General features: G+C 68.1%; 6 protein-coding genes. 3 read left to right on the top strand and 3 right to left on the bottom strand.

The window, feature by feature from the left end; all coding sequences use genetic code 11:
* Positions 1–1,392, bottom strand: a 1,392-nt coding sequence (locus WA788_RS34725) for a beta-ketoacyl synthase N-terminal-like domain-containing protein (protein ID WP_443034143.1), incomplete at its 3' end; no start/stop codon positions are given.
* Between the two features lie 864 nt (positions 1,393–2,256).
* On the opposite strand from WA788_RS34725, the gene WA788_RS34720 reads away from it, so the two are divergent.
* From WA788_RS34720 to WA788_RS34710, 3 genes are all read left to right on the top strand, one after another.
* On the top strand, positions 2,257–2,412 hold the full coding sequence (locus tag WA788_RS34720) for a hypothetical protein (protein WP_335984360.1): 156 nt from the start codon (positions 2,257–2,259) through the stop codon (positions 2,410–2,412).
* Positions 2,413–2,561: 149 nt separating this feature from the next.
* Complete coding sequence (locus WA788_RS34715; protein ID WP_335984359.1) at positions 2,562–3,752, top strand: cytochrome P450; 1,191 nt, start codon at positions 2,562–2,564, stop codon at positions 3,750–3,752.
* Positions 3,753–3,925: 173 nt separating this feature from the next.
* Positions 3,926–5,800, top strand: coding sequence for a flavin-containing monooxygenase (locus WA788_RS34710; protein ID WP_335984358.1), 1,875 nt, complete (start codon positions 3,926–3,928; stop codon positions 5,798–5,800).
* On the opposite strand, the gene WA788_RS34705 is transcribed toward WA788_RS34710, so the two are convergent.
* Together WA788_RS34705 and WA788_RS34700 are read right to left on the bottom strand one after the other, a co-directional pair.
* Positions 5,773–6,204, bottom strand: a complete 432-nt coding sequence (locus tag WA788_RS34705) for a hypothetical protein (RefSeq protein WP_335984357.1) — start codon at positions 6,202–6,204, stop codon at positions 5,773–5,775. The two genes, WA788_RS34710 and WA788_RS34705, sit on opposite strands and share 28 nt — an antisense overlap.
* 344 nt (positions 6,205–6,548) lie before the next feature.
* Positions 6,549–9,620 (bottom strand): SDR family NAD(P)-dependent oxidoreductase, encoded by a 3,072-nt coding sequence (locus WA788_RS34700; protein WP_335984356.1) that lies wholly within the window; start codon positions 9,618–9,620, stop codon positions 6,549–6,551.
* Positions 9,621–9,646 lie beyond the last annotated feature (26 nt).

Below are 9,646 nucleotides of genomic sequence, written 5' to 3'. Positions count from 1 at the left end.
CACCACCCACACCACCGAACCCGCAGACTCCGACCCCACCTCCGCAACGGACTCCACCCCGGCCTCAGGTGCCGCCGACCGTTCGAGGACGGGTGCCTCTCCGACCACCACGTGACAGTTGGTGCCGCCCATCCCGAAGGAACTGACCCCGGCGATGAGCGACCGGTCGGCCTGCGGCCAGGGCGTGGTCCGGGTCTGGACCCGCAGGTTCAGCTCGTCGACCGGAATCTGCGGGTTCGGCTCACGGAAGTTCAGACTGGCCGGGATCTCGCGCTCGCGGATGGCCAACGCGACCTTGAGGAAACCGGCGACTCCCGCCGCTGACTCGAGGTGGCCGATGTTCGTCTTGACCGAGCCGACGACCAGCGGGCCGTGCTCAGCGCGGTCCCGGCCCAGCGCGGCGCCGAGCGCCGCCGCCTCGACCGGGTCGCCGACCCGGGTCCCGGTGCCGTGCAGTTCGACGTACTGCACGTCCGCCGCCTGCAGGCCGGCGAGCTGGTGGGCACGCCTGATGACCGCTTCCTGTGCCGCGCCGCTCGGAACGGTCAGACCGTCGCTTGCGCCGTCGCTGTTGACTGCGCTGCCGCGGATCACGCAGTACACGGGATCACCGGCGGCCAACGCGCTCGACAGGGGCTTGAGGACGAGCATGCCGCCGCCCTCGCCGCGCGCGTAACCGTTGGCACGCGAGTCGAACGTGAAGCAGCGCCCGTCCGGCGAGAGGCCGCCGAACTTCGCTTCCTCAGCCGCCGTCTCCTGGCTGATGCTGAGCTTGACCCCGCCGACCAGCGCGCTGGTGCACTCCCCGCGGCGCAGGCTCTCGCACGCCAGATGAACGGCGACCAGCGAGGACGACTGGGCCGTGTCCACCGTCAAGCTCGGACCGCTCAGCCCGAGCACGTAGGAGACCCGGTTCGCGATCATGCCGCGCTGCAGGCCGGTGTTGCTGTGTGCCGTTATCGCGTCCGTGCCACGCCCACGCAGCAGCGCGGCGTAGTCGTCGCGGTTCGCCCCGATGAAGACGCCGATCCGGTCACCGCGGACGTTGCCCGGCACGATGCCGGCGTCCTCGAACGCCTCCCAGCTCAGTTCGAGCACCAGCCGCTGCTGGGGATCCATGGCGGTGGCTTCGCGTGGGGAGATGCCGAAGAATTCGGCGTCGAACCGGTCGACGCTCTCCAGATAGCCGCCGAAGGAAATGCCGGGCAGGGCGTCGCCCGCCCGCGACCGACCGATCTCCTCCCGGTCCGCCGGCACCCGCGTGATCGCATCGCCACCGCTGCGGAGAAGCTGCCAGAAGGCGTCGATGTCCGGTGCCTTGGGCAGGCGGCACGACATGCCAATGACTGCGATCATGTCATCCCGCACAGGAAATCCTTCAGCGCTTGGCATGTCCGTCCGTCCCGTGCGAAAAGAAATTCAGCGTTTCAGAGAGAAGTGAGCCGGTTCCCGCTCGCAGCATCGCCACTGCGCTACCCGAATTCCCGAACCGGTGTCGGCAGAGACGCTGACCACAATCCCGGTGCTTCGATCCGCTCACACCAGCAGGCCCTCCGGCGTCCAAGACGCGTGTCCACCGAGCGCCGCTCCTCGGGTCCACGCTGACGACGCGGCCGGCCGTCCGGACGCATCCTCCGGGACGAGTAACCTCTCCTGCGCACGGGGACCTGGCCGCGCGAGATGCCACCGCGAGCCGGCAGACCACCGCCCGCGACCCCTTGGAACGCCTGCGCGATCAGGCCCATGCCATCCTCCGGTTCGCCGACGACCCGCTTCCTCGTGCACTTCACCGACAACTGCGGGGAACGGGCCCTGCGGCCGGTGAGCCCCAACTGACGACTTCCAGCTGTCACCGGTCCGGGACACGGGCGAGGGCCCGGGGCAGGGCCTGGCTCACCGTGCGCCCTGTTGAACGCATACGCCTTACGGTCCCTCATGACCGGAAGGTAGTCACCGCGCCTCACCACCCGAAATAACACGGTTCCACCACGCGCCCATTGGGAGGCAATGGCCTCCACGTGTCACCGCTCTCACCTGGCCGGCCGACCGTCAGCTCATCCAGCGCGACTGGGTGCCGGCCGGAATCCGTACACCGGCAGTGGGCGGATTGTGCCTACGCAGTGGAACAGAGGAACTGTCCGACAGGCCGTGGCCGGGAGGGCCGCCTGTAGGCTCAAGCCTGGCTTGCCTGGCGATGGGTGCCGGTGGCGCACATACATCGCGCGTCATTCTGCCGAAGCCAGCACGTGGAGCGGCATGCCCGACTTCCCTGTCGCTCATCAGTACCCCGAGCGACAGGACCGCCGCCCGGAGGAGCCGCTGACGGACGTGGACGCACTGGTCGGCCAGGTCCACGGCATCCTCTTGCGGCGACCGCCGCTTCCGGTCACGTTCGAGCGGCCCCACCAGTAGAGGTCTTCCCCTACCGATTCCGGAGGCATCCGTGACATCACCTCCCTGTGTCAGGCAACGGCGCACCCGGCCCCCGGCCAGCACGCCGATCGATGGCCTCCTGCCCGTCCGGCTGACCTTGAGCCCACACAGGCGATGGGGACACGCGGATGTCTGAGCTCGCCGTGCGGCCGGAGGAGCGCCCGGCTCTCGCCGCCCTCTTCAGCCCCGACCATGTCGAAAATCCCTATCCGGCCTATGCGAAATGGCGTTCCGAACGGCCGGTCGCCCGGCCGCGCGAGAACCTGTTCGTCTTCAGCCGTTACCAGGACTGCGCAGCGGTCCTCAGCGACCCGGCCTTCAGCCACGTGCCGAATGACGTCGCCACCGATGAGGACAACGCCAGCAACATGTTCCGGCTGGAGCCGCCCGACCACACGAGGCTCCGCCGCCTGGTGTCCCGTGCTTTCACCCCGGCGAGTGTCCGGGCACTTATGCCGCGCATCGAGGCGACCACCAGCGAGTTGGTGGGCGAGTTCGGCCCTCGCTTCGACGTCATCGACCAGCTCGCGCGTCCGCTGCCGGTCCGGGTGGTCAGTGAGCTGCTCGGTATCCCGGAGGCCGACCGGCCGAAGCTGGCGACATGGGCCGAGCAGCTGTCCCGCAGTACCGACTTCCGCTTCCTCATACCGTCCGAGGTCCGCCCCATGATGCGCGCCGCCCGGGACGGCTTCCATGAATACCTGCTGGCGCTGCTGCACAAGCGGCGCATCGAGCCGGGCGACGACCTCGTTTCCGCCCTCGTTCACGTCCATGACGAGAACAGCACCCTGACCGAGCACGAGATCATCATCACCTGCCGGCTGCTGCTCATCGCCGGCTACGAGACCACCCGCGGCCTCATCGGCGGGTGTGTCCTCGCCCTGCTCAACCACCCCGCCCAGCTCGCCGCCCTGCAGTCCGCCCCCGACCTCATCGACAAGTGCATCGAGGAGTCCCTCCGCTACGACCCTCCGGTCCAACTCCTGGCCCGTCTCGCGCTGAAGGACGCGGCGGTCGGCGGCACCACGGTCCCGGCAGGCGCGCGTGCCCTCGTACTCGTCGGCGCGGCCAATCGCGACGAGGCGCTGGGCGATGACCCGGAAGTCTTCGACATCACCCGCGACACCCGCCGGCATCTGTCGTTCGGCCACGGGATCCACTTCTGTCTCGGCGCCTCGCTGGGACGCGCCGAGGCCGCCATCGCCCTCCGCCACCTGCTGCCCCTCCTCCCGGAGTGCCGGATGACCCAGCGCCCGGACTGGAAACCCCACACCGCCTTGCGCGGTCTTGAGCACCTCTGGCTGACCACGTCGCCCTGAAGTGGCCCCTCCTTTCGTGGCAACACCAGGTCCCGTCGGAGCGATCGGTCCCACCCAACGAATCGTCGGACAGCCGGAGGCTTCGGCCGAGCTGTGTGTACTCGGTGCGCAACCGTCAGCCGGGGCGATGTCGCTCCGGCTTCGGTAGTGCGTCCGAGAGAGGAGTGATATCAGTGGCCGCTAGCGAGTTCACCGGTCTGCAAGAGCTACTGCAACTCGACTTCGACCCTCAGGCGCTGAAGGATCGCTATGACCTTGAGCGCGACAAGCGTCTCCGCGCCGAAGGCGCCAAGCAATACATCAAGATGGAGGGGGAGTACCAGAAGTACCTGGACGACACCTTCCATCAGGACCGCCATGACCGCGACCCTGTCGCCACCGATGTCGACGTCGTGATCATCGGTGGCGGATTCGCAGGTCTGCAGACTGCCGCACAGCTCCGCAAGGTGGGCGTGGACAACTTCCGGCTCATCGAACGTGCTCACGACTACGGCGGGACCTGGCTCTACAACCAGTATCCCGGTGCCGCATGTGACAGCGAGGCGTACTGCTACCTTCCGCTGCTCGAGGACACCGGCTACATTCCGAGTCAGCGCTACACGGACGCTGAAGAGATTCAGCAACATGCGCAGCGCATCGGCCATCGCTTCAACCTCCGTGCGCAGACGCTTTTCCAGACGAGTGTCAACAGCGCTACGTGGAACGAAGACGGTCGGCGGTGGACCATCGAAACGGATCGAGGCGATGCCCTCCGCGCACGATTCGTGGTACTGGCGGCTGGAGAATCCTTCACTTCGGGCAAGCTGCCCGGCATCCCAGGGATCAACCGCTTCAAGGGCGACAGCTTCCACAGCGCACGCTGGGACTACCAGGTCACGGGCGGTAACACCCACGGGGACCTGTACAAGCTGCGCGAAAAGCGCGTTGCCGTCATCGGAACAGGGGCCAGCGCCGTCCAGATCATCCCGGTTGTGGCGAGATACGCGAAGCATCTCTACGTCTTCCAGCGCACGCCGGCCCTGGTCGCGTCGCGCCAGAGCTTCCCGACCGATCCGGAGTGGGCCGCCGGCCTCGAGCCGGGATGGCAGGAGCGCCGCGCCTGGAACATGATGGCGAACGTCGAAGGAAACCCCAGCGCCGAGCCGCTTTACACCAACGGTGTGGTCAGCGACTCCGCCTCACTTTCGATCACGCTTCGCAACTTGGGCGCGGAGGTGGCCGAGATGGCCGGCAAGGCCGGCGTCGAACTCACCCTCAAGCAGCGACTTGCGCTCGCCAACATGACGTTCATGGAGAAGTTGCGCGCACGGATCGACGACACGGTAGACGACCCGAACGTTGCGGAGTCGCTCAAGCCGTACTTCGCATCGTGGTGCAAGCGACCTACCTTCAGCGACGACTACTACCCGACCTTCAACAGGTCGAACGTGACCCTGGTGAGTTGCCCTGCAGGTGTCGATGAGATCACCGAACACGGTCTCGTCGTCGATGGTGTCGAGTACGGGGCGGATCTGATCGTTTACGCATCGGGACTGGCGGCAACGAATCCCGAACTTTTCCAGGTCGCGCAGTTCCCCATCACCGGCAGGAACGGCGTGACGTTGCAGGAGCGCTGGAGAGATGAATTCCGGAACCTCCACGGGATGTTGGTCAGCGGGCTCCCCAACTACTTCCAGATGACGTTGGTGGGAAATGGGCTCGGCGCCAACTACCTGTACGGGAACGGAAAGCAAGCCATGCATATCGCATGGATAGTGAACCACTGCCTGGAAGGCGAGGTCGCCTCCGTCGAGGCGACCGTTGAAGCTGAGGAGGCATGGCTCATCGCCATGCGCGAATCATGGAGCACGAGGCGGATCGCGGCGGCCCGGATGAACATCGGCGAGTGCACTCCCAGCTACGTCAACAACGAGGGCAATCCGGATGATGCGAAGGCGGTATTGAACAACTTCTATGGCGGAGGAATCATCAAGTACGCCAAGATTCTTGAGGAATGGCGGAATCACGAAATCCTGGAAGGTTACGCAAAGACCCCCCTGGAGGAGTAGAGGTCGATGTGCGGCGCGGAAGGGGGCTGTGGCCAAGGTCGCCTGCGGCGGGCGCGGTCGAAGGGGCCGGTGTGCCAGAGGGCGTCGAGTCTGACGGTGTCGGGCACGGGGATGGCCGTCGAACCGCAGATGGCATGCTGCCCGGCGAGCTGGGCCGTGAGCCGGCCGCGCCGACCGCCCACGCCGACGTCACCATCCCAGCCGACCAACCGGTCGACCTCGACCACGAGGGGAGCCAGCGGCCCGTCGGGCGGGGTCTGCGCCGCTGGTTCGACGCCGGCGGTGGGCCCGCCGCGCTGAACGAGTGCCTTCAGGTCGGCCGCGGCGAACTGTGCAATGCGGGTGCGGGGGCAGGCGAGTTCGCCGTCGTTGAAAGACGTGAATGTCGTTGAAGGGGCGAACACTGCGTTCGTCCGCCCGGACGGTGGCGGTGCGTCGGACCAGCGCGGCGAGACCCTTGAACCGTCGGCCGAAGGGCAGACACGGTCGCCCGATCGGGGAGATAAGGGCCTCGAACTCCCACTGCCCACTGTGGGGATTCGTCGGCGCAGGACCGCGGTGAGGGCACCCGCGCGGCAGGTGCGGCTACGGCTCGGCCGGACGGATGGGCGACCACCTTCTTCCCGCGAGAGGGGCCTCGTAGAGCTCATCGAGCGGCACAACCGCTCCGGCTCCTCCTCCAACTCCACTCTCGCGGGCCGGCTCTCTCCTCTCTTTCGGATCGATCCGGTGGAATCGATCGATCCGGTCAGCCCACCATGTTCAGCAGTGCCTGCAGACGGGAGCGGGCGAACCCGCGCAGCTTTTCATCGAGGTCCCTGTCCTTGGCGAGGGCCGTCTCCAACCTGGCGAACTGCTCGGCGATGTCCTCGTCAGCGGGTGCCCAGGTGTCACCGAGCTCACCGAGCTCTTCGAGCAGGAACCGGGCGAGCTCGTCCGGTGCCCGGTAGTCGAAAACCAGGGTGGCGGGGAGGGTGAGGCCGGTTTCGCTCGCGAGCCGGTTGCGGAGCTCCAGCGCGGTCAGAGAGTCGATGCCCATCTCGCGGAAGGGCCGCTGGGAGTCGATGTCCCCGGGGCGGATGTGGCCCAGGACAACGGCGGCGGCAGCCCGGATGACCTCCAGGAGTTCCTGCTCCCGCTCTGCGGGAGAGAGAGCGGCCAACCGGGCCGCCAAGCCAACGGCACCCGCGTCTGCGGACACGGCTGCGGTCGGGCGGGCGGGAACGGCAGTGGCCAGGCCGCGCAGTAGCGGGAGTATCGGTCGTCCCGGGCGTGACAGTGCTGTCAGGTCGAGGCGGGTCGGGACCGCCAACGGTGCGCCCCACGCGGTAGCGGCCTCGAACAGCGCGAGGCCCTGCTCCGTCGTCATCGGCTCGATGCCGCCGCGGCGCAGACGGGACAAGCCCGCGCCCTCCAGCTGTTCGGTCATCTCCGAGGTTTGGTCCCACAGGCCCCAGGCCAGCGACTGGCCGGCCAGCTGCCGATCCCGGCGATAGACGGCCAGGGCGTCCAGGAACGCGTTGGCGGCGGCGTAGCTGCCTTGTCCTGCGCTGCCCATGACCGCTGCGGCTGAGGAGTACAGCACGAACCCGGCCAGGCTCATGTCCTCAGTCAGTTCGTGCAGGTTCCAGGCCGCGTCAGCCTTCGCCGACAGCACCGGTGCCATCCGCTGCGGTGTCAACGACTCCACGGTGGCGTCGTCGATCACACCGGCTGCGTGCACCACCGCCGTCAGCGGCCGCTCGACTGCGATCTTGGCCAGGACCGAGGCGAGGGCATCCCGGTCGGCGGCATCGCCGGCCTCCACCCGGACGTCCGCGCCCAGCTCGGCCAACTCCGCGACCAGACGCGCCGCGCCCGGCGCCGCCGGACCCCGCCGCGACAGCAATACCAGATGCCGCATGCCGCGGACGGTGACCAGGTGCCGGGCCAGTTCCCCGCCCAGGGTTCCGGTCCCGCCGGTGACCAGGACGGTGCCGTGCGGGTCCCAGGCGGCGGGGACGTTCAGTACGACCTTGCCGATGTGCCGGGCGGCCTGCAGATGACGCAATGCCGCGACCGCCTGCGTCAAGTCGAAACACGTGACCGGCGGCGGCTTCAGTATCCCGGCCTCGAACATGCCGCCGAGCTCCGCGAGCATCTCCCCGACCCGCGGTACACCGGCATCCATCAGGTCGAATGCCTGGTAGACCACTCCCGGGTATGTCTGGGCGACCTGCTCGGGGTTGCGGATATCGGTCTTGCCCATCTCGACGAACCGACCACCACGCGGCAACAACCGCAGCGAGGCATCCGTGAACTCTCCCGCCAAGGCGTTGACGACGACGTCCATGCCTTCGCCACCGGTCACGGCCAGGAACCGCTCACAGAACGCCAGATCCCGCGTCGAGGCAATGTGGTTCTCCTCGATGCCCATCGCCAGCAATGCGGCCTGCTTCGCCGGGCTGGCGGTGGCGAAGACCTCCAAACCCCATTCCTGGGCCAACTGCACCGCAGCCGTGCCCACCCCGCCGGTACCGGCATGGATCAGCACCCGCTCACCCGGACGGACCTGAGCCAGATCCCGCAACGCATAAAACGCCGTCAAGAACCCCACCGGCACCGCAGCAGCCTCCTGGAACGACCACCCCCGCGGCGCCGCAGTCACCAAGCGGCTGTCCACCACCCCCACCGGCCCCCACCCCGGCACCAAACCCATCACCGGCTCACCCACAACCAGGCCGGTGACTCCGGGACCGATCTCCAGCACCACGCCAGCGCCTTCCCCGCCCAGCATCCGGCCGTCCGCAACCATTCCCAGCCCGGCAACCACATCGCGGAAGTTCACACCCGCCGCCCGCAGACCCACCCGCACCTGACCCGGCAACAACACCGCCCCCGCCTCAGGAGCATCGACCACCGCCACACTGCCCAGATCACCCGGCTCCTCCACCTCCACCCGCCAACCCGAACCACCAGGCAACACCAACTCACCCGACCCGGCCCGGACCAGCCGACGCCCAAACGCCATTGCGGTCCCGCCGTCAGCAGTAGCAGGGCGGATGCGGACCTCAGGCTCATCAGCACCCAGCACCGCAGCCAGCACGGTGTCCACGTCGCCGTCGTTGGCAGGGTCCAGGCCGGCCGTCGGGTCGACGTCGACCAGCAGCACACGCCCCGGGTGCTCGGACTGCGCCGAGCGCACCAGGCCCACCACCGCGGCACCGGCCAGGTCCTGCCCGATAGCTGCGCCCTGGGTCCAGACCACCAACCGCGCATTGTCCGTCTCGGGATCGGCCAGCCACTGCTGCACCCAACCCAACACCGTCACAGCAGCCAACTGAGCCGCCTCCGGCGCCGACATCCCCGACGGGACAGACGGCACCGCCACCACCACCGGAGCCACCTCGGACCCGACCGACTCACCATGCCGCACCCACTGCACCGGAGCGGTGTCAGGGGTCTGCGGGGCAGGCAGCGGGACCCAATCGACGGTGAACAGCGACTGCCGCACCTGCCGACCGGCCCCAGTGAGCTGACCAGCCGACGCCTCCCGCAGCACCAACGACCGGGCTGTCAGCACCGGCTGACCGACACCGTCAAACGCCGCCACCGAGACCCCACCCGACCCGGGCGTCAGCACCACCCGCAGGTGGCGGGCACCGCCGGCCAGCAAACGCACCCCCGACCACACGAACGGCAACCCCGTCCCCCCACCATTGCCGTTGCCATTGCTATTGCTGCTTCCGGTAGCCAGGAGCCCGTGTAGAGCGGCGTCAAGCAGAGCGGGATGCAGGCCGAACCCAGCCGCATCGGAGTCGATGACCTGGGGCAGCTCCACCTCGGAGTAGACGGTGTCCCCGGCAC

Source organism: Streptomyces sp. CA2R106, assembly GCF_037034245.1.
Lineage (GTDB): Bacteria > Actinomycetota > Actinomycetes > Streptomycetales > Streptomycetaceae > Actinacidiphila.
Note: the sequence above shows the minus strand (reverse complement) of the source record. Positions and strands in the feature narration are given on the sequence as shown.

Bases quoted from the DNA above. Each gene is read 5' to 3' on its own strand.
- WA788_RS34720 (WP_335984360.1), top strand. From the start codon at position 2,257: ATGCCCGACTTCCCTGTCGCTCATCAGTACCCCGAGCGACAGGACCGC.
- WA788_RS34715 (WP_335984359.1), top strand. From the start codon at position 2,562: ATGTCTGAGCTCGCCGTGCGGCCGGAGGAGCGCCCGGCTCTCGCCGCC.